Here is a 25,363-nt window from a genome sequence, read left to right as displayed (position 1 = left end):
TCTTCAGTCCTCCGCGATCTTCACGCGGCGACGGTCCTTCTCCAGCCGTACTTCGTGGCTCGACCGTGAGGGGTTGAGCAGCTTGAGCAGCGACAGCGCAATCGCAGCTCCGAGAATCGCGCAGCCGGCAGGCAGCAGCATCGCGGTCTTCGCGTCGAAGGCATCGATGATGTTGCCGGCGATCGCCGAACCGAAGGCGACGCCGAAGCCCAAGGAGGTGCCCAGCCAGGCGAAAGCCTCGGTCAGCCGCCTCGGCGGGGCCAGCTGCTCGATCACGGAGTTCGCGCCGATGAGGCTCGGTGCGATCGCAGAGCCGACGACCACGAGAATGATTCCGTAGGTGACCATGGACTGCGCGAGCAGCATCATGCACGCGCCGACGGCCAAGCCGGTCACGGCCACACCGAAGCGGTGGTGCACCGCGGTCTGCCAGTTCCGGGCCCCGTACAGGGCGCCCGACAGCAAGGATCCCAGTGCCAGGCACGACAGCAGCACACCGGCTGAGGACTTCACCCCGAGTTCGTCGGCGAACGCGACGGCGATGACGTCGATGGCACCGAAGTTCACGCCGAGGAAGATGTTGACGATGATGATCGCGAAGATCCCCGGGTTCGAGAACACGTGACCCTTCGCCTCGGTGGTGCGTTCGACGGGAGGCGGTTCGGTGGCCTTCTGAATGTAGAGCAGCAGCGATCCCACGCCCACGGTGAGCATCGAGAGGATGATGCCTGCAGGCGGCCACACCGCTGTGGCGAGCACCGTGGCGAGCACGGGTCCGGAGACGAACATCAGCTCATCCGCGACGGACTCCCAGGAGAACGCGGTCTGCAGCTTCTTCGGCGAGTCAACGATGTGTGACCAGCGTGAACGCACGAGCGAACCGACGGAGCCGACAGTGGCGCCGCCGATGCCGGCGAAGATGAACACGAAGCCGACCCACCAGTCGAGGTAGACGGAGAAGATGAGCAGCGTCAGTGAGGCCAGGTGGGTGATGACGATGGGCACCATGACCCTTGCCTGGCCGTGGCGGTCGACGAGGCGTGCGATTCCGGGGCCGGCAAGCGCTTGGACGATCATGTACACGGCGGTGACGATGCCCGCCAGACCGTATGATCCGCTCACGCCCTGGATGAAGAGGACGATTCCCAATCCCAGGACTGCGATGGGCATGCGCGCGACGAGACCGGCCAAGGAGAACTTGAGCGCACCGGGAAGCGATAGGATTTCCCGATAGTTGTTGAACACCAGAGAAGTCTACCCAGCCCGCCCCCGCGCAGACCATACAGATCCGTGCCATTACTGGTGAGTCCTCTCACCTCGGCGGGGGAGCGCCGTCGAAGTGCGCCTGGGTATGTAACAAAAGCTATACAATAAGCGAGATTGCCCACTTTCTCCCGGCGCATTGCGCCGACCGCCCGAATCCCGGAGTGCCGATGACGGACAACACCACCTTCGATGATCTCTTCGACAACCAGTACGAGGAACAGCAGCGACCGCGCAAGAAGAAACGCGTGTGGCGCAAAGTCCTCGTCATCCTGCTCATCATCGTCATCCTCGGCGTGCTCGGCATCGGACTCTACGTGTGGAGCATCGGCCGATCCTTCGACAGCAATTCGAACCGGCTGAGTGACGAGCAGGTCTTCGGCAAGCAGAAGGTCGGCGACAAGGGCGACGGCGGCACGAACATCCTGCTGCTCGGCTCCGACGAGCCCATGGATCAGGTCGATGTCAACGATTCGCGCGGTCTGCGCTCGGACACGATCATGGTCATGCACCTGCCCAACGACGGCGGCAGCGTCCAGGTCATGTCGATCCCGCGTGACAGCTACGTCGACATCGAGGGGCATGGGAAGGCGAAGATCAACGCGGCTCTGTCATACGGCGGTCTGCCGCTGGCGGTGTCCACGGTGTCGGACTTCATCGGCACCGACGTCGATCACGTGGCGATCATCGACTTCGAAGGATTCAAGGCTCTCACCGACAGCCTCGGCGGGGTGACCGTGAACTCGGAGCAGGCGTTCGAGAAGAACGGCTACACGTTCAGCCAGGGCCAGAACGACCTCAACGGTGACCAGGCGCTGACCTTCGTCCGTGAGCGCAAGCAGTTCAAGGACGGCGACTTCCAGCGGGCGCGCAACCAGCAGGCGTTCATCCGCGGGCTGACGAACGAGATCATCTCGGCCGATACGCTGTCGAACCCGAAGAAGATCCAGGACATGGTGAAGAACTTCGCGCCGTACATGTACGTCGACTCGGGCCTGGACGCGAAGTACATCTCCGGCACGGCCTTCAACATGCGCGATGTCCGTCCCGGCGACATCGAGTTCTTCACCGCCCCGGTCGCCGGCGTCGGCACCGCGCCGAACGGTGCGTCGATCGTCAAGGTCGACGATGACGAGCTGAAGAAGGTCCAGGACGCGTTCCAGAACGACACCGTCGACGAGTACGTGCAGAACGCCCCGGAGGCCCACCTGTAATCTTTCGCCGAGGCGGCCGATCCTGGCCAGTGCCCCGCCCACCATCGGGGCCGGTGACACATTACGTACGCTCCGAACCACTTTTCGTGCGCTGCGCAACACATTCCGTACGCGGGCGGACACTTTTCGTCCCCTGCATCTGGATCGATACAGATGACTGGCACCAAATGTGGTTGGCCGCCGGAGCGTAGAGAACTTGGTCCTCCCGGGGCCACCGGCCTGCTTCGAATCATGTCGAAGCAGGCCGAGTCGAAGCAGGCCGAGTGGTGCGCCTGCGGTGCGCTCCGTGGCGAGAGCCGCGCCGGAGAGTCACGCCGAGGCTTCAGCCCTCGAACTTGACCGAGTGCACGCCGTGGGGTGTGCCCCACTCGTTGTCTGGGTTGGACACGGCTTCGTTAGCGACTCCTAGAGTCATGGTCTCGCCGGTCACGGTGTTCTCGTAATCGACGTAGATCGTGCCTGCAGCTCCTTCTGCACCGACGCGGTTCCAGTGGGTTCCATTGTCATCTCGTGATTGGCCAGTGCCTTTGCGACCTTGGGCGAAGCGAAGGCTTCGACACGGTCCGTGGCACCCTGCCCCCATGCGCGCACGAGTTCATCGGCATAGGTGACGGGGACTGTCGGGTAGTACACCGACTGCGTGCCGACGCCGGAGTCTGACGTCTCGCTCGATGACTTCGCGGACGAGGTATCGGCGGCCATGGCCGGCCCGCCGACGAACCCGATGCCGGCGAGTCCGGTGACGGTGGCGATTCCCAGGGCTGCTGCGCGGTTGCGCATTCTGGACTTCATTGTTTCCATCCCTTCGATTCATCTTCTGCCGTTGCACGCCAACCTGTCGTTGGCGCAGACCAGTCTTGTGGTCGAACATGAGGGCGCGACAACAGCGACTGAGAAGCGACTCGGAGCGGGTCACAGCTCGAAGACAGGAGTGTTGCAGCCGTGCGGCGATCATTTGTCGTGGGTCACCGCGAACGTTTCTGACTGCAGAGGAGCCTGCCACTGTGCTCGGTGGTGAGGGCTTCGCCGCAATGCTGGCGCGGCTGCCGTCGGCGATGTGCGACTGGCGATGAATGCAACAGCTCCGACCGCACAGCGATATGCAATCGTGACCGTGATGGGCCGACCGGATCGGGCCGCCTCGGCTCCGGGCGGGGAATGGCGAACCGCGCCGGCCGGGCGCGGGCGCTGGCCAGGGCGGGCCACCCTGGCCTGCGCCCGGCGGAGTATTGTTGACAGTGCCTTGGAAGTTCGTTGCTTGCTCATCGCAGCTGCGCGGAACCGACCCGAGGCTGTCCCGAAGACAGATTCTGTGCGGCAGCGAAAGGAAGAGGAGACCGTGCCCCACCGCCTCCGATCTCCGCTTTCGACCTGTTCGGCCGCCCCGGCGGCGTGCCGGCACTCGGTCCGCATCGAAGCCCTGTCCAATGCGCACCTCTTCACTGAGCTGCCTGTTGCCGAGCTCAGCACTCTCGAGCGACTCGTCAGCGCTCCCGGCTATGTTGCGGGAGAACGGATCTATCGGGTCGGCGCCCAGGCGGGTTCCCTGTTCATCGTGGCCTCGGGCGCGGTCAAGCTGGTGCGACCGTCTCCGCGAGGTGACAATGCGGTCGTGTCCGTGCTCGGTCCGGGAGACACTTTCGGGACACTCACCCGCATCGAACGCTGTGGTGAGACAGCCGTGACCATGGTCGATTCGTGTATCATCGGCATCCCTGTCCGTGTCGTCCGCAGCGTCTTGGAGAGGCACCCGAAAGTCGCCATGGCCGCGTTCGATGAACTCGCCGACCGGCTCGAACAGTCCTACCAGGCGCTCGAGCAGCTCTCAGTCGGCAGTGCCGACAAGCGAGTGGCCGCGGCGCTTCTGAATCTCTCGGAGAAGCTGGGGCGTCAGACACCGGGAGGAATCGAGCTGTCCATTCCTCTCAGCCGCGCCGATCTCGGAGCCATCGCTTGGATCACACCGGAGTCAGCGAGCCGAGCATTGGGACGACTGCACGCGGTCGGGGCCGTCGATTTCGGGCGGCAATGGACCTCGATCATCGATCCGGCCCTGCTGCACGACATCGCCACGAGCTGACCGTGCCCACCATGATCGAACTGATTGTGGCCACCACAATCGAGCCGATCGCTCGAACCTGATCAAGCCGATCGCTCGAACATGATCGGGATCATGTGCGGTCGGCGCGCAGCTTCCTAGTGTGGGTGTTGTGTCGGTCAACCGACACCGGGAGGGCAGACGATGCCCGATGCCCCATGTGAGAAGAAGAAGGACGGTCGAACCCGATGACCTATGTGATCGCGCAGCCATGTGTCGATGTCAAGGACAGAGCCTGTGTCGAGGAATGCCCGGTCGACTGCATCTACGAAGGAGCACGCAGCCTCTACATCCATCCCGACGAGTGCGTCGACTGCGGCGCATGCGAACCGGTGTGCCCAGTGGAGGCGATCTTCTACGAAGACGATGTGCCCGACGAGTGGGAGGACTACTACAGCTACAACGTCGAATTCTTCGACGATCTGGGCTCGCCCGGCGGTGCTGCCAAACTCGGCAACATCGGTCGCGACCATCCCGCTGTGGCCGCCCTGCCTCCCCAGAACCAGGATTACACGGGCTGAGAGACCCCGCCGTTCAGAGCGCCGGCAGGGCGCTCACTTCAATACGCCGTCGACCAGCGTCCGGGCGTCGTGTTGGACCTGGCGCAGATGATCCTCATCGCGCAGTGATTCGGCGTAGATCTTGTACACGTCTTCCGTGCCGGAAGGACGCACGGCGAACCAGGCGTTGTCCGTGGTGACCTTGAGCCCGCCGATGGGCGCATTGTTCCCCGGCGCCGAGGTGAGCACCGCCTTCACGGGTTCACCGCCGACGGACTGTGCATTGACCTGGGAGGCGTCGAGCGCTCCGAGGCGAGCCTTCTGTTCGCGGGTGGCGGGGGCATCCTGGCGGGCGTAGGCGCTGGTTCCGTGGTTCGCTGCCAGACCCGCGTAACGCTGCGAGGGACTCTGCCCGGTCGTTGCCGTCATCTCGGCGGCGAGCAGGGCGAGGATGATGCCGTCCTTGTCCGTCGACCACACTTTCCCGTCGCGGCGGAGGAACGAGGCCCCGGCCGATTCTTCGCCGCCGAAGGCCAGCGAGGAGTCGAGCAGTCCGGGAACGAACCACTTGAAGCCGACGGGAACCTCGAACAGGGTCCGATCGTGGGATGCCGCGATGCGGTCGATGATCGACGAGGTGACCAGGGTCTTGCCGATGCCGGCTGCAGTCGGCCAGTCGGTGCGGGAATCGAGCAGGTAGTCGATCGCCGCGGCCAGATAGTGGTTCGGGTTCATCAGTCCGGCATCGGGGGTGACGATCCCATGCCGGTCGGCGTCGGCGTCGTTGCCCGTGGCGATGTCGTAGTCGCCGCGGGAGGCGATGAGGCCCGCCATCGCATGCGGCGAGGAGCAGTCCATGCGGATGTTCTCGTCCCAGTCCAGGGTCATGAATGACCAGGCCGGGTCGACGTCGGGATGGACGACGGTGAGGTTGAGGTCGTAGTCTTCGGCGATCGCGGCCCAGTAGTCGACGCTCGCGCCGCCGAGCGGGTCAGCTCCGATCTTCAGCCCGGAGGAGCGGATGGCGTCGAGGTCGATGACGGATTCGAGGTCGTCGACATAGTTCGAGACGTAGTCGAAGTTCTCGGTGTTCTCCAGATGGAAGGCCCGCTGGAAGGCGGTGCGCGGAATCTTCTCCCACCCGTCGAGGAGGTAGGCGTTGGCGCGTTCGGCGATCCACTTCGTCGTCTCGGATCCGGCCGGGCCGCCGTGGGGAGGGTTGTATTTGATGCCGCCGTCGGCGGGCGGATTGTGGCTGGGGGTGACGATGATGCCGTCGGCTTGGGCATCCGTGCGCGACATTCCCGAGTTGAAGCCGAGGATCGCATGCGAGACGGCCGGGGTCGGTGTGAAGCCGTCGCGTTCGTCGATGCGCGCAGGCACCTCGGCGGCGGCGAGCACCTCGAGGACGGTGAGGAACGCGGGCTCACTCAGCGCGTGGGTATCCCGGCCGAGGAAGATCGGCCCGCGGATTCCCTTGTCCCTGCGGAAGTCGACGATGGCGGCGGTGATGGCAGCGATGTGCGCCTCGTTGAAGGATCGGTTGAAGCTCGAACCGCGGTGGCCTGAGGTCCCGAAGCTCACTGCTTGCGAAGGCACCGAAGGGTCGGGAACCAAATCGTGATAGGAATCGAGAAGGGCAGGGATGTCTACGAGATCCTTGTCCTGGGCCAACTGGCCGGCGCGAGTAGTCATTCTTCTACCTTGCCAAATCCGGGCCACCTGTCACAGTTGTGTCCACGGAGTTCTTGCATCGTGGACTCGGCAGACATGACTGAGCGAGATTCCACGGTCGAGCCCTCGCCGTCGCAGACTCAGTCCGGCGGCTCCACGGAGTCGTCCTCTTCTTCCTTCGTGTCTCCACCGCTGATATCCCGGTCTTTGTCGGGGGAGGACCCTTCGGCTTTGGCCTGGGCGTCCTCAGGGTCTCGCTCGATGGGAACCTCGTGCTCGGCGGCGATGCGCTCGAGCCTTTCTTCAGGTGTCTGCGAGCTGCCTTCCGCGTCAGGGTCGGGACCGACTCCTACGGCAGAGCTCTTGATCTCGCGATCGTCGTCGGTTCCGTGTTCCTCTGTGTTCTCCGGCAGGTTCTTCTTCTCGTCGCTCATGGACTCCTACTCCTTTCGGAGGTGAACACCGGTACCGCGTTCCATCGTGGCGGCGGTGATTGTGAACAGAACAGTGCGTTCCGTGGTTCCGACGCTAGACCCCAACGTGGCGTGGGATCAAGACTCGTTCGGCTGCTGCCCCGGACGGGGGTGAGACCCGCGGGACGAGCCGTGACGGGTCTCGACCCTCACTTCACCCAGGGTTCCTCGCCGGTCTCCGAGACGATCGGCTTGCCGTTATCGAGGTTCCAGGAACCCATGCCGCCGGCCACGTCGAAGGCGTCGAAGCCGTTCTGGTTCAGCCAGGCCACGGCTCGGTTCGACCGTCCGCCGGTGCGGCAGATGACGTACATGTCGTCATCGAGGGGCAGATCGTCGAGGCGGGCGGGCAGTTCGCCCAGCGGCACGTGGATCGCGCCTTCGATGTGCCCAGCTTCCCACTCGTCGTCCTCACGGACGTCGATGATGGCGGCACCTTCGGGAATGTCGTTGACGGTGACGGTAGTTTCTTCATCCATGGCCCCAGTCTAGGCACGGCGCTGCGGAGTTCGCACACGTCCCGAAGCAGACTGCGAACACCGTGGGGAGCCCCGCGCGGCCGTGTCGACAGTTCCCGGTTCGGTGGCTCCGCAGTCTCGAATCGAGGTCCCCATTCTGCCGATTCAGCAGCCAGACCGTTTCTGCCGATTCAGCAGCCAGACCGTCCGGGTTCGACGGCGCCGTAGTCCCGTTCCAAGGGGGCTGTTGCCACTCGGGAAGTCGTGTGAGAATGACGGTGCAGTCGCTCATGTCCGTTTCGATCACGGATCGCACGAGCGGCTGAAGTGCCAGGAACCGTCTGCGAAGGGAAATGGTCATGGTCAATAGGGATACAAGCGATGAGTCCACTGGCGAGAAGAAGGCCCGCGATATCGCGGCCAAGCTCGACAAGTCGACCGAGCCGCTGGGCGGAACCTCGAACGTGGATCAGGGAGCCGAAGTCGGCTACACCGAACGGAACGTGGAGGCACGCGCCCAGAACGCGGCCGAGGATGAAGGTGTGACGCTGCATCGCAATCCCGATGGATCGCACACCGCCATCGACGAATCGAGAGCCGCCGAGGCGAGCCCGACGTCCGGTGCCGCAGGGACCCCGTCCTCCGGCGCCGCAGTTGCTCCCGGCATGGGCGCGGCGGTCGGAACCACCCCTGAGGCCGAGGACGTCGACAGTGTTCCCGGCATGGGAACGGCGGTCGCCAGCACGGCTGGAGGCGGTGCCGCGAGCGCAGCGGCTGCCGCTTCTGCCAGCGACGACACCGAGGGCGGCCCGACTCGCGGCGCTGGCAGCAGTCAGGCCGCAGGTGAGACGGCGACGAACGATCTCGGTCACGCCGATGTCGTCAAGATCCTCCGCGGTGCCGACACCGTGATGCTCGCGACCGCACTGCCTGATGGCAAGATCCTCGCCCACCCGATGGCCCCACAGGAGGTCACGGAGAACGCGGAAGTCTGGTTCTTCCTCACTCTCGACGGCGATCAGGCGAAGGCGCTGCGGACGAACCCGGAGGTCAATCTCAGCCTCGCCGAGGCGGGCAACTGGCTCTCCGTGGCCGGCCGCGTCGAGTTCGTCAATGATCGGGCGAAGGTCGAGGAGCTGTGGAGCGATTCGGCCAAGGCGTGGTTCGAGAGCCGGGAGGACCCGAACCTCGGCCTCATCAAGGTCGTCACCGACTCCGCCCAGCACTGGGGGCTGCCTGGTGGGAGGGCCTCGGGCCTGTTGAAGATGATCAAGTCCAAGATCACCGGAGACCGTCCCGGAGGTGGCACACAGACCACAGAACTCTGACACCACAGGCGCTGGCCGCTGAGGCCACGCGCCGAATAACGCACGGAGCGCCGAGACACGCCCGCACACCAGCGTGTTTCGGCGCTCCGTGCGTTTTTGGAGGGAAAGAGCCGGAACCCCGTCGCGCCGCAGCAGGCACCCAAGGCGTTTCTCGGCGTGGGGAAGCGCGGGCATTAGCATGGAGACATGAGCAAGCGGATCGTCATCATCGGTGCAGGACTGGCCGGGACCACTGCGGCCAGGGAGCTGAATGCGCGCGGTCAGGCGGTCACCGTCATCGACCCGCAGGCCGGGGACACCTGCGAGCGGCCGCCCCTGTCGAAGCACCTCTTCGACGATTCCCGCCACCACCTGCCGTACCACCTCGAATCGACCGAGCACATCACCTTCGTCCGTGACTGGGCCGAAGAGATCACCCTCGCCGAGGCGTCCGCGGACTCCCGCTACACCGCCGAGTCCCAGCGACACCCCCATCCGCTGGTCGATCACCACGCCACCGTGGGGACCGTCCACTTGGCGTCGGGGGAATCCATCGGCTTCACCCACTGCATTCTCGCGACCGGGATGGAAGCCCACCGGCCGCAGATCCCGAACTATCCGGACGCTCTTCCCGTCTACGACCTCGGCGATGCCGAATGGGTCCTCGACCGGGTGGAGAAGGCGCACGGACCGTTCGACGTCGGCGTGCTCGGCTCCGGTTATCTCGGGATGGAGGTCGCCTCCTCGGCGGTGGCGGCCGGGCACCGGGCCACGGTCTATCTGCGCGGGGACGAGCCGCTGCGCAAACAGCTCTCGGCCCCCGTCCGGCAGGCACTGTTCGACAGGCACAGAGCTGCGGGTGTCGAATTCGTCACCCATTCTTCGAGCCCGGACGACATCGCTGCAGATGTTCACGATCTGTTCATCACCAGCGTCGGTGCCCGCCCGCGGCTGATCCCGATCGACGGTCACAGGCCCGCCTTGGCATGGGACGTCGATGAGAGCTTGGCAACATCTCACCGAGGCGTCTTCGCCGCCGGAGACTGTGCCATCGTCACTGCAGGACCCTATGCTCTCGACCATCCGTGGGCCTGCGAACCCGTGGCCGAAAGCCATGGGAAGTTCCTCGCCGAACTCCTCGGCGACGCCCCGGACGAAACCGCGAACGGCACCGAAGACACCCCTGCCGAGACCGGTGCGGACCCGACGGAAACGGGCTCGAAGATCTGGTCAGAAGTGCCTTGGCACTGGAGTTTCCAAGGCCCGGAGAAGGTGTTCACGGCGGGGCTGACCAGCCCCGACGCCACCGACACGATCATCCGGCACGACCCGAGCGGGAAGAAGTTCCAGGTCTTCCACTTCGCCAGCACCGACCCCGAGGCGAAACTCCGAGGTGTCGAGACGTTCAACTGGCCACCCATGCAGGCCGCCGCACGGCGGGTGCTCGGCGGCAATCACATTCCGACGAGAGCCCAGTTGGAGGACCCGGAATTCGACTTCAAGGCTCACAGCCGACTGTGAGTCTGCGCTAGTCTCATCACGTAGACTCTTCTTCTGTTCTATCCCCAGTCGCCGACGAGAGAATCTCCTGTTCATGGATATGGCCAAGCTTGCTGCCGAGCACGGACTCGACAGAGTGGGTGGACGGCCGTCTTTGCCCCAATACATCAAACAGCTGATCAGTCGCAGCGACTTCACGTACACGCTCGCGAAGTATCGGATGCAGTCCGAGAACGAGCGCAACAGGCTCGGCATGCTGTGGGTGCTGCTGCGCCCCGGTTTCTCCGCACTCATCTACGGCACGGTCTTCGGCTACATCATGAAGGGTGCGACCGCGCGCCCGGACGACTTCGCCCCGTTCGTCATCATCGGCGTCTTCGTCCTCGAGTTCTTCAACACCTCGATGAACGGCGGTGCGAAGTCGATCATCGGCAACGCCTCTTTGGTCCAATCCCTGCCGTTCCCGCGCATCGTGCTGCCGATCGCCAAGGTGTTCCAGAACCTGCTCGACTTCATCCCCACCTTCATCTTCATGGCGGTGCTCGTCATGCTGTGGGGCGCCCGACCCGATTGGGACTGGTTCCTCTTCATCCCCTTGGTCTTTATGTTCTGGATCTTCAACCAGGGCGTGGCATTCATCTTCGCTCGCGTCACCGTGCACTTCCGCGACCTGTCCCAGGTCACCCCGTTCATCTCGCGGATGATCTTCTACACCTCGGGCGTCTTCTTCGACCTCAAGGTCATGGTCGACAAGATCAACCCCGACCTGCAGCCGTTCGCCGATTGGCAGCCGATCAACAACGTGCTCGCCATCGCCCGCGGCATCCTCATGAAGGACGGGGTCATTCCCTATGACTACTTCTGGCACTTGGCCATCTGGGCCTTCGGCATCTTCATCTTCGGCTTCATCTTCTTCTGGCAGGCCGAGGAAAGGTACGGTCGCGATGAGTGAGAACACCGAACATGAGACGAGCGGCGTCGCCGAGGCCACCGAAGACAACGAGCCCGTCGTCGTCTGCGACAACGTCCACGTCCGCTACAAGACTCTGGCCACCGGCAAGAAGCTCAAGCTCGGCGGCGGGGGCGGAATGCTCAAGCGCCAGCGCGGACTGCAGGAGGTCCATGCGCTCAAGGGCGTGAGCTTCGTGGCGCATAAGAACGAATCGATCGGCATCATCGGCACGAACGGCTCGGGCAAGTCCACGCTCATGCGCTCGATCACCGGGCTGACCCCGACGTCCGGGGGCGCGATCTATGCGAAGTCACGGCCGAACCTCCTCGGTGTCGGTGCTGCACTCATCCCGGATCTCTCCGGTGCCCGCAATATCATCCTCGGATCCCTGGCCTTGGGTCTCACCCGCGCCGAGGTGGACGAGAAGTTCGACGATATCGTCGAGTTCACCGGGCTCGAAGACTTCATCGACCTGCCGATGCGCACGTATTCCTCGGGGATGTCCCAGCGGCTGAAGTTCGCGATCGCCACCTCGGTCCAGCATGAGATCCTCATCGTCGATGAGGCGCTCAACGTCGGTGACAAGAAGTTCCGTGACCGTTCGGAGGGCCGCATCCGGTCGATCCGGGAGAACGCCGGTACCGTCTTCCTCGTCTCGCACTCGATGCGGTCGATCAAGGACACGTGCAATCGCACGCTGTGGATCGAGAAGGGCGAACTGCGTGCCGACGGCCCGACGGCCGATGTCATCAAGGAATATCAGGACTTCAACAAGGTGGCGAAGGAGCGGGGCGACTAAGAGCCTACCTATGAGTAACATGGGGGCATGCACTTCATGCGAATGCTCCTCCAGCTGCTCCGATCTCGTCGCCGCTCGGCTCAGGGGCTGTGGGACACCTACTCCTTGACCCTGCGCGTCCTGCCGACGGAGATCGACATCTTCCGGCACGTCAACAACGGCATGTACTTCTCGATCATGGACCTCGGCCGACTCGACATGATGGTGCGCAGCGGGGTCTGGAAGACATTGCGGGCTAGGGGCTGGAGCGGCGTCGTCAGTGCAGAGACGATCAGCTTCCGGAAGTCCCTCAAGCTCGGCCACCGTTATGACGTTGACACGAGAGTCATCGGCGTGGACGAACGCACCGTCCTCTTCGAGCACCGCATCGTCGTCGGCGAGGAGATCTTCACCCGCGCCTATGTCGCCACCAGACTGACCTCGAAGACCGGACGGATCACACGAGAGGACATGATCGAAGTCTTCGGACCGCCGCCGGAGGAACTCGAGTTGCCCGAATGGCTGCGAGACTGGCACCGGGCCAATGCTCTGCCGAGCCCCCGGCAGCCCGTGCTCCGGGACTGGTTCTGAGGCGGCGGGCCTCAAGTAGCCCGGAGTTCGAAGGCCACCCGGCCGAAGCGGCGGGGTCACGCGGCCCAGGGGTCGAAGACGGCTCGGCCGAAGCGACGGAGGCTCTCGAGGCCCGTCGTACCATAGCCAGACACGTGCACAGTCCCTAGACTCGGCCACATGGACAACAGTTCACACGAGCCGATCGACTCGAGCAACATCGGCGATCAGCCTTCGCTGCGCAGTTCGTCCGGCACCATCTGGATCGTTGCCGGCGGGATCTTCCTCGTCGTCATCTCGGGTGTCCTGGCCGCTGTCATCTCCTCCGGCGGCCAAGCCGTCCGCACTGCGATCACGACGATCATCATCGCCGCTTTCCTCTATCTCGTCCTGCTCATCGCCCGTTTCGCCGTTCGACCGGGAGCGGCCCGCCTGCGGGTGATGGCCGCGGCGATGATTGGCATGGCGGTGGCCGCACTCATCGGACTCGTCCTGTGCGTGGGTGCCGCCTCGGCGGGAGCCTGAAAATGGCTGCCATCCAGTGAGACGGGCCATTGCGTTCGCGTTCCATCGGATTAGACTCGACTGCTGACACTTCAGCGGCTCCAGGAGCCGCATCAACCCGGATGGCGAGCGAAGACGCATGCATCCTCGAACAGACACAAGAGGTGAGAGATGAGTGCATCGGCTGTTGAGTCCCGTGCGGAGAAGTCGCGGGCGAGGAAGGCCGTCTTCGCGGCCGGATTGGGCAATGCCCTCGAGTGGTACGACATCATTCTCTTCGGCTTCATGGCCACTTCCATCACCGCGGTCTTCTACCCCGGCGATGGACTCTCGGCGCAGCTGATGACCTGGGCGACGTTTGCGATCACGTTCGTCGTCCGGCCCCTCGGCGCGGTCATCATCGGCCGCTACTCCGATAAGCACGGCCGCAAGTCGGCTCTGTCGCTGACGATCGGTCTCATGACGCTCGGCGTGTTCATCATCGTCGTTCTTCCCGGCCAGTCCGTCCTCGGCGTGTGGGCCGCCATCGGCCTCATCATCGCCCGCATCATCCAGGGCATCTCCGCCGGCGGCGAGTTCGGTTCGGCCACCGCCTTCCTCACCGAGAACGCCAAACACGGCAAGGCCTACTACGCCTCCTTCCAGACGGCCACGCAGGGCATTTCGATGTTCCTCGCCGCCGGCATCTCCTGGATCTTCAGCTCGGCGCTGAGCGAAGAGGCGCTCCACTCCTGGGGCTGGCGTGCGGCATTCGCGATCGGTCTGCTCATCGGGCCTGTCGGCTGGTACATCCGCTCGAAGATGGACGACACTCCTGAGTTCGAAGCCGCCGAGAAGGTCGACAATCCGCTGCGCACCCTCCTCGGCGATCACTTCGGCCGCCTGGTCTCGGCGTTCCTCATCATCGCCATGGCCACGATCTCGGTCTACCTCATCACCTTCCTGCCGCAGTTCGCCGTCGGCAACCTCGGCCTCGACGCCTGGGCGGCTTTCCCCGGCGCCGTCGTCGCCGGCGTGATCACCCTCATCGGCTCACCGTTCGCCGGAAAGCTCGCCGACAGGGTGGGCGCGACGACCGTGATGATCCCGACGACCATCGTCGGCATCATCGCCGCGTGGCCGATGTTCATCCTGCTCACAAGCCATCCCTCGATCGCGATCCTCACCGTGTGCGAGGCGATCGTCGGCCTGTTCATGGTCTTCTACTTCGGCCCGATGCCGGCGCTGCTGTCCGAACTGTTCCCCGTCCAGGTGCGCAGCTCCGGCATGACCATCGCCTACAGCCTCGGTGTCGCGATCTTCGGCGGCTTCGCCCCGCTCATCCTCACCGCGCTGCTCAGCGCCACCGGAGAGCTGACCGTGCCCGGCTTCTACTACGCGGCCCTGTCCCTGCTCTCCCTCATCGGCGTCATCGTCGCCCGGAAGGCGTACAACCAGCGCTGACCCGACGGCGGCGCGGACCTCACGCCAGCGCGGACCTCACGTTGCGCCGGCCCGACGTTGCGCTGACCTCACGCCAGCGCTGGCCCGACGTTGCGCCGGCCCCGCGTTGCGCTGACCTCACGCCAGCGCTGACCCGGCGTCGGGTAACGCGAAACTCGAAAAACACGTCACTGGCGACGTGTTTTTCGAGTTTCGCGTTGACTGAGATAGGTGGATGGTGCGACGCGACCGCTGAGCCTCGCCGAGGTGGGGCGACGTCTTCGTGGGCCTGTCGTTCAACGCTCGGCCCGGTTATCGATGCGTGCTCGGATCGATAACCGAGCGCGCTGTTGATCGACGTGTCGGGCGGGCGGTCGGTGCTGTTGATCGACGTGCCGGTCCGGCGGTCGGTGCTGTTGATCGGCGCTTCGGGCCGGCGAACGGCGACCGACGACCGGCACCGTCGCCCTGGAGCTGTCATCCGCCGACGGGAACCTCGGTCGCGGCCTCTTCCGACTTGCGGGTCTTCGCTGCCTGGCGTTCGAGCCGCACGACGTGGGCCAGCAGTGCGACCCAGACGATGGCCAGTCCGCCGACGACGAGCCACACCGACGAGCTGCCGATACCGAAGGTGAGGAGGATGGTGCGCACATTCGTGAGGATGATGATGCCGCCGGCGGCGATGGCGAGGACCTTCGCTGGCAGCAGTTTGACCAGCCACGCGGCGAAGGGTGCGGCGATGACACCGCCGACGAGCAGCGCGGCCACGATCGTCCACTCGATGCCCTGCGCCCCAAGCGCGAGAAGGAACCCGAGCGAACCGCCGACAGCGACGACGAACTCACTCGTGTCGATCGAGCCGATGACCTTCCGCGGCTCCAATCGCCCGGATGACAACAGCGTCGTCGTCCCGACCGGGCCCCAGCCGCCCCCGCCGATGGCATCGAGTGCTCCACCGAGGAAGCCGACCGGCACGAGCATCCCGGCTTTCGGCCGCGAACGGAACTGCGGGCGCTTCCCGCCCAAGGCGAGAAAACGCCAGATGACATAGATGCCGAGTGCGAGCAGTATGCCCGAAACCCACGGCGTGACGGCCTCCCCGTTCAGGTTCGCGAGGACCGTCGACCCGATGAGCGCCCCCACGAAACCCGGCCCCGCGAGAATGCCGACCGTGCGCCAATCGACATTGCCGAACCGGTGGTGAGAGATCCCCGAAACCAGAGTCGTCCCCAACTCGGAGAAGTGCACCGCCGCCGAGGCGGCCGCCGGTGCCGTACCCGCCGCGAGCAGCAGCGTGGTTGAGGTGACCCCATAGGCCATGCCGAGGGAACCGTCGATGAGCTGCGCGATGAGGCCGACTATTCCGAGGATGATGAGCTGACGCATGTGCTTGCCTTTCGTGGATGACGCGAAGGATGGGGAGGCGCAGACGATAGAAATGACGTCGACGATGTGAATGACGTCGACGATGCGGGCGGTGTCAGAGACGCAGAAGTGCGTTGAAAACACACACTAGCGAAATTGTTGAGCAGACCTGAACGTCAGGCGCAATCCTACGAACTCGGTCGCGATGTGTCGAAAAATGACGGAGAATGGCGAAATTTCGCAGATGAACGGGCTGTGTGCGGTGTTGGGGCGGATCGGTTACGCTGTGCGAATGCATTCAATCGTGACGACCACTGCCCGCTCTGGCCGATCAGTCGTTGAGCAATCGACCTGTTCGGTGGCCTCGTTGTTTCCGGAGCCTGCGGGAGAGCGGGCGCTGGGGTCTGCGCAGTGGAGCGCGCAGGAGCGTGGCCAGTGACGGGGCTGCCGTCGGTGGGACTGATCTCCCACGGAACCTCTTCACCCACGGGCCAGGTCCTCATCGAGGTGCTTGCGGCAGAGGTCGCCACTGATCTGCGCATCCGTGGGCTCGCAGACGAGGTGATGCTCGGTCATGTGGATGTCCAGAAGCCCGATGTCGACGAGGTCATCGCCCGACTGCCTGGCGATCGTCCGGTCGTCCTCACGCCGCTGCTGCTTTCGCCGGGGTATCACGTCCATGTCGACCTCGCCGAGGCGGTCAGTCGAGCCGAAGATGCCGGTCGCAACGTTCGTCTCGCCCCTACCCTTGGGCCCGACGCCCGGCTTGCAGGAATTCTCGCCGACCGCCTCCCGCCGCTGCGCGAAGGCGACGAAGTGATCCTTGCCGCGGCGGGATCGAGCGACGAGCGGGCGAACGAGTCGTGCCGTGAGATGGGCAGGCTGCTGGCCGCAGAGCTCGAGCGTCCCGTTGAGGTCGGGTTCCTTGCCGGTGGGGGAGTGCTGTTGAAAGACCTCGTCGAGGAGAGTCGGGGCCGCGGCTCTCGGCCCGTGCTCGCGAACTATCTGCTCGCCCCGGGCTTCTTTGACGACCTCGCACGCAAGCTCGTTGCTGCGGGTGGAAGCGACTCGTCCGGCATCCTTGCGCCACCCCTGCTCGCCTACGGCGGCAGTGCTTCCGCCGTGCCACCCCAGCTCGTCGATGTTGTTCGCGACCGAGTCCGGGAAGGCAATCGCGCCCAGGCCCAGGTCCAAGCCCGCACCGCCGCCTCGCAAGCGCTCAACGCCTGACCGCATCCTCGGCGGTCTGTGTCCTCATATGTCGCTCCATGACACAAACCCTTCGAGTATTTGTTGAGCAATCCGGCATTCATGTAGCGTGACTCATCACTGGTTCCCCTCAGCGTTTGGAGACAGCAATGTCCACTCAGGTGGAAGAGAACAAGGAAACAGCAGGTAAACCAGCCGCAAAGCGGCCCGCCCGCCCGAAGAAGCCCAATGGGCAGTGGAAGATCGACGGCCGTGAACCGTTGAACAAAAACGAGATCGACAAGGCCGAGGACAATGGCCTCAACGTTCGCGCACGCATCGAGGAGACCTACTCGAAAGAGGGGTTCGCCTCGATCGCCGAGGCCGACCTCCACGGACGCTTCCGTTGGTGGGGGCTGTACACACAGCGCAAGCCGGGCATCGACGGCGGCCGCACCGCGAAACTCGAGCCGCACGAGCTCGAAGACGAATACTTCATGATGCGCATCCGCACCGACGGCGGGAAGCTCAGCCTCGAGCAGCTGCGCACGATCGCCCAGATCTCCAATGACTTCGCCCGGGGGTCCGCCGACCTCACGGACCGTCAGAACATCCAGCTGCACTGGGTGGAGATCGAGAACGTGCCGGAGATCTGGCGCCGCCTCGAGTCAGTGGGAATGCAGACCACGGAGGCCTGCGGCGATGTGCCCCGTGGGTTCCTCGGCTCACCCGTGGCCGGAATCGCCGCCGATGAACTCATCGACCCCACCTCGGCGATCGAGGAGATCACCCGCCGCTACATCGGGGACCCGAGCCTGTCGAACCTGCCGCGCAAGTACAAGACCGCGATCACCGGCCACCCCAGTCAGGACGTCGTCCACGAGATCAACGACTGCTCATTCGTCGCCGTCGACCACCCGGAGCACGGCATCGGCTACGACCTGTGGGTCGGCGGTGCGCTGTCCGTGGTGCCGCGCTTCGCCGAGCGTCTCGGTGCCTGGGTCCATCCGGACCAAGTCGTCGACGTCTGGCTCGGTGTCACGGAGATCTTCCGCGACTACGGCTACCGCCGCCTGCGCAACAAGGCACGGATGAAGTTCCTCCTCGCGGACTGGGGACCGGAGAAGCTGCGCGACGTCCTCGAAACCGAGTACCTCGGTTACCTCCTCGCCGACGGTCCTCCTCCGCCGAAGCCCGCGGTTGCCGGCGACCATGTGGGCATCCACCAGCAGAAGGACGGCAAGTACTACATCGGCACCACCCTCGTCGCCGGTCGGGCGTCGGGGACCCTGCTCCACCAGATCGCCGATCTGGCCGAGCAGTACGGACTCGACCGGATCCGCCTGACCCCGCATCAGAAGATCCTCGTCCTCGACGTCGACGAAGCCGATGTCGAAAAGGTCGTCGCCGGCCTCGACGCCCTGGGCCTGTCCAGCCGCAAGGATCTCTTCCGCCGTTCGGTGATGGCCTGCACGGGCATCGAATTCTGCAAGCTCGCCATCGTCGAGACGAAGCAGACGGCCATCGACGCCGTCACCCGGCTGGAGGAGAAGCTGGCCGACATCGACCTGCCCCATCCCATCAGCCTCCACCTCAACGGCTGCCCGAACTCCTGCGCCCGCATCCAGACCGCCGACATCGGTCTCAAGGGCCAGATCGTGACCACCGACGACGGTGAGCAGGTGCCGGGGTTCCAGGTCCACGTCGGTGGAGGACTGGCGTCGAAGGACCGCGACGAGGCCGGGCTCGGCCGCACCGTCCGCGGCCTCAAGGTCACCGTCGACGGACTCGAAGAGTACGTCGAGAAGATCGTGCGCCGGTTCCTCGACGGACGGTCCGAGGACGAGACCTTCTCACAATGGGCACACCGAGTCGACGAAGAGGAGCTGAAATGAGCACCACCGACCCGACGACGACCACCGACCCGACCACGACCGCACACCCGACCAGCGGCTCGACCACGACGGCCCACCGGAGTCGCCCCACGCCCCGCCCCATCGAGGAGCTCCAGGCCCTCGCCGAGGCGGGAGCCCGGGATCTCGCCGGTGACCCCGCGGCCGGGGTGTCCGAAGCGAACCCCGCCGACGTCATCCGCTGGGTCTCCCGACACTTCGACACCGCCGCCTGCGCCGTGGCCTGTTCGATGGCCGACGCGGCCCTGCCGCACTATGTCGCCCAGTACCAGCCGGGAGTCGACGTGCTCTTCCTCGACACCGGGTACCACTTCGCGGAGACCTACACGACCCGCGACGAGGTGGCCCGCCGTGTCGATGTCCACATCGTCGACGTCCTCCCGGAACAGACCGTCGAGCAGCAGGACACCGAATTCGGGGCCGAGCTCTTCGCCCGCGACCCCGGTCTGTGTTGTGCCCGCCGCAAGGTCGCGCCGTTGAAGAGATCACTTGAGGGCTACGAACTCTGGTTCACCGGGGTTCGCCGCGACGAAGCCCCGACCCGGGCGAACACCCCGCTGATCACCTTCGATGAGAAGAACGGACTGGTCAAGGTCAACCCCTTGGCCGCCTGGTCCTACGACGACCTCCTCGACTACGCACGTGCCTTCGACGTGCCCGTCAACCCACTGCTGTCGCAGGGCTACCCGTCGATCGGCTGCCAGCCCTGCACCCGCCCCGTCGCCGCGGGGGAGGATCCCCGCGCCGGACGCTGGGCGGGAACGACCAAAACAGAATGCGGACTCCACACATGAGCATCGACACCATCCCAACCGTCAACCCCACCGGCCCCGCCTCGGCGACCGAGGGCACTCCCGACCGGACGCTGACCAGCCTCGACGTCCTCGAATCCGAAGCGATCCACATCATCCGTGAGGTCGCCGCCGAGTTCGAGAAGCCGGTCCTGCTGTTCTCCGGCGGCAAGGACTCCGTGACCGTCCTCCACCTCGCGGCGAAGGCGTTCTGGCCGGCGAAGATCCCCTTCGGCCTCCTCCACGTCGACACCGGCCACAATTTCCCCGAGATCATCCGCTTCCGCGACGAGACCGCCGCACGCTTCGGCCTCGACCTCACCGTCGCGAAGGTCCAGGACTACATCGACGACGGTCGTCTGCGCGAACGCCCCGACGGCACCCGCAACACCCTGCAGACCCAACCGCTCATCGACGCCATCGCCGACGGCGGGTTCGACGCCGTGTTCGGCGGAGCCCGCCGGGACGAGGACAAAGCCCGTGCGAAGGAGCGCATCCTGTCACTGCGCGACGAATTCGGCGGCTGGAACCCCAGCAGCCAACGACCAGAGCTGTGGAACCTCTACAACGGCCGGCACCTGCCCGGCGAACACGTGCGGGTGTTCCCGATCTCGAACTTCACCGAACTCGACGTGTGGAACTACATCGCGCGCGAAGGCATCGCCCTGCCGCAGCTCTACTTCGCCCACGACCGCGAGGTCTTCTCCCGCGACGGCATGTGGTGGGCCACCGGCGAATTCTCCACCCCGCGTGAGGGCGAAACCGTCACCCGCCGCACGGTCCGCTACCGCACCGTCGGGGACATGAGCTGCACGGGCGCCGTCGAATCGGACGCCGATGACCTCGAGTCCATCCTCGCCGAGGTGGCCGCCACCACCGTGACCGAGCGCGGAGCCACGCGCGCCGACGACCGCATCTCGGCCGCGGCCATGGAAGACCGAAAGAAGGACGGGTACTTCTGATGACGACTACACCGACCACGCCTGCACCGAACCCCGCGAGCGCACCGCAATCGGCGACCCAGCCGAAGACGCTGCTGCGCTTCGCCACCGCGGGGTCCGTCGACGACGGCAAGTCGACGCTCGTCGGCAGGCTCCTCCACGATGCGAAGGCGATCCTGGCCGACCAGCTCGCCGCGGTCACCGCCACGAGCCGGGAACGCGGATTCCTCGGCGGCGAGTTCGACTTCGCTCTCCTCACCGACGGCCTGCGGGCCGAGCGGGAACAGGGCATCACCATCGACGTCGCCTACCGCTACTTCGCCACCGATCGGCGCTCCTTCATCCTCGCCGACTGCCCCGGCCACGTGCAGTACACCCGCAACATGGTCACGGGAGCCTCGACCGCCGACGCTGTCGTCGTCCTCATCGACGCCCGCACGGGCGCGACCGAACAGACTCGACGCCACCTCACCGTCGTCTCCCGACTGGGCATCCGCTACGTCATCATCGCAATCAACAAGATCGACCTGCTCGACTTCGACCGGCAGACCATCGAAGCGGTCGAAGACGAGGTGAGGACCCTGGCCGCCGAGATCGGCCTCGAGGTCCCGCACCTCATCCCGATCTCCGCTCTGGCCGGGGACAACATCGCCACCACCTCGACCAACACCCCGTGGTATGAGGGTCCGGCGCTGCTCGAACTCCTCGAAACCCTGCCGAGCACCGAGGCGGACACCGCCGACCGCGAACCCTTCCGCCTCGACGTGCAGACGGTGCTGCGTCCCCAAGGGGGACTGGCGCCGGGACTCGACGCCGAAGAATTCCGGGACTACCGGGCCGTGGCCGGTCAGATCACGGCCGGGCAGGTCCGCCTCGGCGATGAGGTCGAGATCCACCCGGCCGGGATCCGCACCACCGTGACCGGCATCGACACCGCCGACGGTCCGCTCGATTCCGCGAGCGCACCCCTGTCGGTGTCGCTGCGGTTGGCCGATGAGATCGATACGGCACGCGGCAGTGTCATCGCCGCCGCCGGCACTCTGCCGCCGCCGCGTCGGGACCTGCGCGCCGAGGTGTTCCCCTTCACCGCCGAGGGTCTGCGCACGGGCCAGCGGGTGCTCGTGAAGACGGGAACGACGACCGTCAAGGGCATCGTCACGATCACCTCCCGCCGCAATCTTGAGACCTCGACGCTCGAAGACGCCGAGGAGCTGGCCGGCAACGACATCGGCCTCGCGCAGGTGAGACTGTCCGCGGCGCTGCCGATCCCGGACTTCCGCGTCCACGGCCCGGCCGGTGCGTTCGTCGTCATCGACCTGCAGACCGGGAACACGCTGGCTGCTGGCATCCACACCCCCGAGGAGAACTCATGACCCACTTCCCACCGCAGGCCCCGGGCAGCGTGCTGCTCGTCGGGGCCGGGCCCGGGGATCTCGGGCTGCTCACCGTCACCGGCCTGCGCGCCCTCGAGCGGGCCGAGGTCATCGTCGCCGACCGCCTCGGCGCGCGGACCGTCATCGATCAGCTCGAACAGGAGCGCGGTGCCGCCCTGGATGCGGAGATCATCGATGTCGGCAAACAGCCGGGCCATCACCCGGTGCCGCAGGATGAGATCAACGCGATCCTCGTCGAGCAGGCCAAGCGCGGGCTGCGCGTCGTCCGGCTCAAGGGCGGGGACCCGTTCGTTTTCGGACGTGGGGGAGAGGAGATCGCCCATGTCCGGGCTGCCGGCATCGACGTGCACGTCGTTCCGGGTGTGACCAGCGCGAACTCCGTTGCCGCGCTCGCCGGGATCCCGCTCACCCACCGAGGCGTCGCCACCTCGTACACGGTCGCGACCGGGCACGACCAGCTCAGTGAGCTCGGCGGGGGACGCGACCACACCGTCGTCGTGCTCATGGGTGTGGGCACCCTCGTCCACTCGGCGATGGTGCTTGCCCGCGGCGAACGCGGCAGCGACTGCCCCGTGGCGATCATCGAAGACGGATTCGGCGACCGGCAGCGAGTGACGATCGGGACGCTCGGCACGATCGCCTTCCACGCCGCCCGCCGCGGTGTGAGGTCGCCGGCCATCATCGTCGTCGGCGACGTCGTGACCCTGAGTCCCTACGCCGACGGGGCGTTCACCTCGGCGCTCGACCCCGCCGCCACGCACACTGCCGCCACGAACGTTGCCGCCACGCACACTGCTGCCAATCACTCTGCTGCCACGCACACAGCCGAACTGACGAGGAACACATGACCTACATCATCGCCCAGCCCTGCGTGGACGTGAAAGACCGGGCCTGCATCGAAGAATGCCCGGTGGACTGCATCTACGAAGGCACCCGCTCCCTCTACATCCACCCCGACGAATGCGTCGACTGCGGAGCCTGCGAACCCGTGTGCCCCGTCGAGGCGATCTTCTACGAAGACGATCTGCCCGAGGAGTGGGAGGACTATCACGCGGCGAACGTCGACTTCTTCGACGACATCGGCTCCCCGGGCGGGGCCGCCGCCCACGGCGTCATCAACAAAGACCACCCCTTCATCGCGGGCCTGCCCCCGCAGAACACCGACGACTGAACGAGGATTTCCATGACCACCACCCCATTCCGCGTGGCCGTCATCGGCGCGGGACCCGCCGGCATCTATGCCGCCGACCTGCTGACGAAAGCCGACCACGACCTCGACCTGAGCATCGACCTGTTCGAACGCCTGCCCTCACCCTTCGGGCTCGTCCGCTACGGCGTCGCCCCCGACCATCCGCGGATCAAAGGCATCATCAATGCGCTCATCAAGGTCCTCGACCGCGGTGACATCCGGCTGTTCGGCAATGTCGAATACGGCGTTGACATCAGCCTCGGCGAACTCACCGACCGCTACGATGCCGTGATCTTCTCCACCGGATGCTTCACCGATGCACCGCTGGCACTGCCTGGCGTCGATCTGCCCGGCTCCTATGGTGCTGCGGACTTCGTCAACTGGTACGACTCGCACCCCGATGTCGCTCAGACGTGGCCGTTGGAGGCGGAGAAAGTCGCCGTCATCGGCAACGGCAACGTCGCCCTCGACGTCGCCCGGGTGCTCGCGAAGCAGGCCGATGATCTCCACACCACCGAGATTCCCGACCATGTCTATGAGGGGCTCAAGGCCTCGCAGGTCACCGACGTCCATGTCTTCGGCCGTCGCGGACCGGCTCAGGCGAAGTTCACGCCGCTCGAGCTGCGTGAGCTCGGTCAGGTCAAAGACGTCGACGTCATCGTCTACCCCGAAGACTTCGAATTCGATCAGGGATCGCTCGACGCGATCGAGTCGAGCAACCAGGTCAAGCAGGTCGCGAAGACGCTCACGGACTTCACGCTGCGGGAGCCGACGGGCGCGAAGCGTCGCCTCCACCTCCACTTCCTCCACGCACCGACGGCCATCCTCGGCGAGGAACGGGTGACCGGACTGCGCACGGAACGTCAGGAACTCGATGGGACCGGCGGCGTGCGCGGGACTGGGGACTTCCACGACTGGGACATCGATGCCGTCTACCGCGCGGTCGGGTACGCGGGCACCGAGCTGCCGCAGCTGCCGTTCGACCAGGTCAAAGGGGTCATTCCCAATCATGAGGGCCGTGTCGTCGACGCCGATGATCAGGGCCAGGCCGCCGAGGCCGACGTCATTCCAGGCGTGTACACGACCGGGTGGATCAAGCGCGGTCCCGTCGGACTCATCGGGCATACGAAGGGTGATGCCTTGGAGACGATCGGGCACATCCTGACCGATCAGGCTGCCGGGGCGCTCACCGAACCCGTGTACCCGGACGAGTCGTCGATCGTCGAGCTCCTCGATTCCAAGGGCGTGGACTTCACGGATTGGGAAGGTTATCACCGGCTCGAGGCTGCGGAGAAGGCCCTCGGTGAGGCTGAGGGGCGTGAACGGGTGAAGATCGCAACGCGTGAGGCCATGCTCGCCGAGTCGCGGGCGCACCTGACCGCGGACTCGGCCGCCGGGAGCTGAGGCCCCGGCTGGTCCAGACGCGGCCACCGCCGAGGACTGGGAGAGACGTCCGTTCTGGATCGGCGGCTCCGTCGTTCAACGACGAATCAGGTTATCGATGCGAGGCAGTATCGAAAACCTGATTCGTCGTTGAACGAGTTCTACAGCCCGCCCGATGCTTTGGTGAAAGAGCGTGCGGAGCAGATCTTCGGCGCTGTCCGAGTCACGACCAGGGCAGAGAACGCATCGAGCAGCGCCCGTGGCCCGATAAAAGCCGGGGCCCTCCTTCGGTCTCTGACTTCCAGTTCGTCGGCGGGTGCCTTCAGAAGACCGACAAGACAGCGCCAGCACAGCTGACAACTTCACATAGTGACCCGAAAGATTCCACTATTCGACCCCGAGGCCGAAAAAGACGGCCTCGGGGTCGTTTGCGTCTGTGACCTCGGCAGATAACCCGGCTATGTAATTGACATCACGAATCGACAG

At 65.3% G+C, this 25,363-nt stretch carries 24 protein-coding genes; 18 read left to right on the top strand and 6 right to left on the bottom strand.

Translation table 11 applies throughout. The annotated features are described in order from the left end of the window. Positions 1 to 3: 3 nt before the first annotated feature. The gene (locus ACPUD7_RS08830) at positions 4 to 1,245 is read right to left on the bottom strand and encodes an MFS transporter (protein WP_425119675.1); all 1,242 of its coding nucleotides are present in this window, start codon (positions 1,243 to 1,245) and stop codon (positions 4 to 6) included. A gap of 188 nt (positions 1,246 to 1,433) precedes the next feature. Here ACPUD7_RS08830 and ACPUD7_RS08825 point away from each other — a divergent pair, with 188 nt between their 5' ends. Beyond that, complete coding sequence (locus tag ACPUD7_RS08825; RefSeq protein WP_425119674.1) at positions 1,434 to 2,477, top strand: LCP family protein; 1,044 nt, start codon at positions 1,434 to 1,436, stop codon at positions 2,475 to 2,477. A gap of 426 nt (positions 2,478 to 2,903) precedes the next feature. Here the strand turns inward: ACPUD7_RS08825 and ACPUD7_RS08820 are convergent, their stop codons facing one another. Beyond that, positions 2,904 to 3,269, bottom strand: coding sequence for a hypothetical protein (locus ACPUD7_RS08820; protein ID WP_425119673.1), 366 nt, complete (start codon positions 3,267 to 3,269; stop codon positions 2,904 to 2,906). 520 nt (positions 3,270 to 3,789) lie between these two features. On the opposite strand from ACPUD7_RS08820, the gene ACPUD7_RS08815 reads away from it, so the two are divergent. Continuing rightward, on the top strand, positions 3,790 to 4,557 hold the full coding sequence (locus tag ACPUD7_RS08815; RefSeq protein ID WP_425119672.1) for a Crp/Fnr family transcriptional regulator: 768 nt from the start codon (positions 3,790 to 3,792) through the stop codon (positions 4,555 to 4,557). 206 nt (positions 4,558 to 4,763) lie between these two features. Further along, positions 4,764 to 5,096, top strand: a complete 333-nt coding sequence (fdxA, locus tag ACPUD7_RS08810; protein ID WP_425119671.1) for a ferredoxin — start codon at positions 4,764 to 4,766, stop codon at positions 5,094 to 5,096. A 33-nt stretch (positions 5,097 to 5,129) separates the two neighbouring features. On the opposite strand, the gene pgm is transcribed toward fdxA (ACPUD7_RS08810), so the two are convergent. The 3 genes from pgm to ACPUD7_RS08795 all read right to left on the bottom strand — a co-directional run bounded on the left by pgm (position 5,130) and on the right by ACPUD7_RS08795 (position 7,701). Then, positions 5,130 to 6,770, bottom strand: a complete 1,641-nt coding sequence (gene pgm, locus ACPUD7_RS08805) for a phosphoglucomutase (alpha-D-glucose-1,6-bisphosphate-dependent) (RefSeq protein ID WP_425119670.1) — start codon at positions 6,768 to 6,770, stop codon at positions 5,130 to 5,132. A 119-nt stretch (positions 6,771 to 6,889) separates the two neighbouring features. Further along, on the bottom strand, positions 6,890 to 7,183 hold the full coding sequence (locus ACPUD7_RS08800) for a hypothetical protein (protein ID WP_135542539.1): 294 nt from the start codon (positions 7,181 to 7,183) through the stop codon (positions 6,890 to 6,892). A 188-nt stretch (positions 7,184 to 7,371) separates the two neighbouring features. Continuing rightward, positions 7,372 to 7,701, bottom strand: coding sequence for a rhodanese-like domain-containing protein (locus ACPUD7_RS08795; RefSeq protein WP_425119669.1), 330 nt, complete (start codon positions 7,699 to 7,701; stop codon positions 7,372 to 7,374). Between the two features lie 338 nt (positions 7,702 to 8,039). On the opposite strand from ACPUD7_RS08795, the gene ACPUD7_RS08790 reads away from it, so the two are divergent. From ACPUD7_RS08790 to ACPUD7_RS08760, 7 genes are all read left to right on the top strand, one after another. Next, complete coding sequence (locus ACPUD7_RS08790; RefSeq protein WP_425119668.1) at positions 8,040 to 9,008, top strand: pyridoxamine 5'-phosphate oxidase family protein; 969 nt, start codon at positions 8,040 to 8,042, stop codon at positions 9,006 to 9,008. Positions 9,009 to 9,194: 186 nt separating this feature from the next. Further along, a complete protein-coding gene (locus ACPUD7_RS08785) occupies positions 9,195 to 10,508 on the top strand; it encodes an FAD-dependent oxidoreductase (RefSeq protein WP_135542542.1) in 1,314 nt (437 codons plus the stop codon). Between the two features lie 73 nt (positions 10,509 to 10,581). Then, positions 10,582 to 11,439, top strand: a complete 858-nt coding sequence (locus tag ACPUD7_RS08780) for an ABC transporter permease (RefSeq protein ID WP_135542544.1) — start codon at positions 10,582 to 10,584, stop codon at positions 11,437 to 11,439. Next, positions 11,432 to 12,238 carry an ABC transporter ATP-binding protein gene (locus ACPUD7_RS08775; RefSeq protein WP_425119667.1) on the top strand — a complete coding sequence of 269 codons (807 nt, stop codon included), beginning with the start codon at positions 11,432 to 11,434 and terminating at the stop codon, positions 12,236 to 12,238. Before ACPUD7_RS08780 ends, ACPUD7_RS08775 begins: the two co-directional genes overlap by 8 nt. Positions 12,239 to 12,265: 27 nt before the next feature. Next, positions 12,266 to 12,808: an acyl-CoA thioesterase gene (locus ACPUD7_RS08770; protein ID WP_135542548.1), complete on the top strand. Its 543-nt coding sequence runs from the start codon at positions 12,266 to 12,268 to the stop codon at positions 12,806 to 12,808. Positions 12,809 to 12,967: 159 nt separating this feature from the next. Beyond that, positions 12,968 to 13,312, top strand: coding sequence for a hypothetical protein (locus tag ACPUD7_RS08765; RefSeq protein WP_135542550.1), 345 nt, complete (start codon positions 12,968 to 12,970; stop codon positions 13,310 to 13,312). Positions 13,313 to 13,462: 150 nt separating this feature from the next. Then, positions 13,463 to 14,734: an MFS transporter gene (locus ACPUD7_RS08760; RefSeq protein WP_135542552.1), complete on the top strand. Its 1,272-nt coding sequence runs from the start codon at positions 13,463 to 13,465 to the stop codon at positions 14,732 to 14,734. Positions 14,735 to 15,190: 456 nt separating this feature from the next. On the opposite strand, the gene ACPUD7_RS08755 is transcribed toward ACPUD7_RS08760, so the two are convergent. After that, entirely contained in the window at positions 15,191 to 16,099 is a 909-nt protein-coding gene (locus tag ACPUD7_RS08755; RefSeq protein WP_425119730.1) for a sulfite exporter TauE/SafE family protein, read from the bottom strand. A gap of 414 nt (positions 16,100 to 16,513) precedes the next feature. Between ACPUD7_RS08755 and ACPUD7_RS08750 the strand changes: the two genes are divergently transcribed. The 8 genes from ACPUD7_RS08750 (at position 16,514) to ACPUD7_RS08715 (ending at position 24,898) form a co-directional block, all read left to right on the top strand. Next, a complete protein-coding gene (locus ACPUD7_RS08750) occupies positions 16,514 to 17,308 on the top strand; it encodes a sirohydrochlorin chelatase (protein WP_425119666.1) in 795 nt (264 codons plus the stop codon). Positions 17,309 to 17,436: 128 nt separating this feature from the next. Continuing rightward, positions 17,437 to 19,161 carry a nitrite/sulfite reductase gene (locus ACPUD7_RS08745; RefSeq protein WP_425119665.1) on the top strand — a complete coding sequence of 575 codons (1,725 nt, stop codon included), beginning with the start codon at positions 17,437 to 17,439 and terminating at the stop codon, positions 19,159 to 19,161. After that, on the top strand, positions 19,158 to 19,973 hold the full coding sequence (locus ACPUD7_RS08740; RefSeq protein WP_425119664.1) for a phosphoadenylyl-sulfate reductase: 816 nt from the start codon (positions 19,158 to 19,160) through the stop codon (positions 19,971 to 19,973). Before ACPUD7_RS08745 ends, ACPUD7_RS08740 begins: the two co-directional genes overlap by 4 nt. Further along, positions 19,970 to 20,932 (top strand): sulfate adenylyltransferase subunit CysD, encoded by a 963-nt coding sequence (cysD, locus tag ACPUD7_RS08735; protein WP_425119663.1) that lies wholly within the window; start codon positions 19,970 to 19,972, stop codon positions 20,930 to 20,932. Before ACPUD7_RS08740 ends, cysD begins: the two co-directional genes overlap by 4 nt. Continuing rightward, positions 20,932 to 22,284, top strand: coding sequence for a sulfate adenylyltransferase subunit 1 (locus tag ACPUD7_RS08730; protein WP_425119662.1), 1,353 nt, complete (start codon positions 20,932 to 20,934; stop codon positions 22,282 to 22,284). The genes cysD and ACPUD7_RS08730 overlap by 1 nt, the downstream gene beginning before the upstream one ends. Beyond that, a complete protein-coding gene (cobA, locus tag ACPUD7_RS08725) occupies positions 22,281 to 23,153 on the top strand; it encodes a uroporphyrinogen-III C-methyltransferase (protein WP_135542561.1) in 873 nt (290 codons plus the stop codon). The genes ACPUD7_RS08730 and cobA overlap by 4 nt, the downstream gene beginning before the upstream one ends. After that, positions 23,150 to 23,476 carry a ferredoxin gene (gene fdxA, locus ACPUD7_RS08720; protein ID WP_135542562.1) on the top strand — a complete coding sequence of 109 codons (327 nt, stop codon included), beginning with the start codon at positions 23,150 to 23,152 and terminating at the stop codon, positions 23,474 to 23,476. Before cobA ends, fdxA (ACPUD7_RS08720) begins: the two co-directional genes overlap by 4 nt. A 12-nt stretch (positions 23,477 to 23,488) precedes the next feature. Further along, the gene (locus ACPUD7_RS08715) at positions 23,489 to 24,898 is read left to right on the top strand and encodes an FAD-dependent oxidoreductase (RefSeq protein WP_205683405.1); all 1,410 of its coding nucleotides are present in this window, start codon (positions 23,489 to 23,491) and stop codon (positions 24,896 to 24,898) included. The last annotated feature ends 465 nt before the right edge of the window (positions 24,899 to 25,363 follow it).

The sequence above is a fragment of the Brevibacterium sp. FAM 24630 genome, from assembly GCF_049804075.1.
Lineage (GTDB): Bacteria > Actinomycetota > Actinomycetes > Actinomycetales > Brevibacteriaceae > Brevibacterium.
Note: the sequence above shows the minus strand (reverse complement) of the source record. Positions and strands in the feature narration are given on the sequence as shown.